Source organism: Thalassospira profundimaris WP0211 (assembly GCF_000300275.1).
Taxonomy (GTDB): Bacteria; Pseudomonadota; Alphaproteobacteria; order Rhodospirillales; family Thalassospiraceae; genus Thalassospira; species Thalassospira profundimaris.
In genome coordinates this window covers 1-392 of sequence record NZ_AMRN01000028.1, presented here as the reverse complement: position 1 = coordinate 392, position 392 = coordinate 1, and the positions used below count along the sequence as shown (strand labels likewise).

General features: G+C 70.7%; 1 protein-coding gene. It reads right to left on the bottom strand.

Annotation, left to right across the window (positions count from 1 at the left end; all coding sequences use genetic code 11):
* Window positions 1-17: 17 nt before the first annotated feature.
* Window positions 18-248 (bottom strand): helix-turn-helix transcriptional regulator, encoded by a 231-nt coding sequence (locus TH2_RS20430; RefSeq protein WP_008892353.1) that lies wholly within the window; start codon window positions 246-248, stop codon window positions 18-20.
* Window positions 249-392: the final 144 nt, after the last annotated feature.

The following is a 392-nucleotide window of genomic DNA, read 5'->3' as shown; positions in this document are numbered from 1 at the left end:
ACGACAGGAGCCGGTCCTCACGCATCGGAGGTCGAGCCCTTGGACCGGGAGTCCGACCACGCGTCGAGGTCGTCGATGTGGTAGCGGACGTAGCGACCGTGCTTGCGATACTTCGGCCCGCCGCCGGTCACGCGCATTTTCTCGAGCGTGCGGCCCGATAAGCCGACGTAGTGGGCGGCCTGGGCGGTGTTGAGGAAGGGGCTGCCTTTCTTCGCGCGGGCGGCGCGTTCGTGCTCGTCGTCGCTCATCGTCGTCACCTCGTCGTCCGGAGCGCGCGACCGGCAGGATCGCGCCGTTGACGGCGAGGATGGGCGCGCGAGGGGGCGGTCCGGGACCGGCGAAAACCGCCGCCCGGGCATTCGCCGCCCCTTCCGAGACAGGCGAAAGGCCCC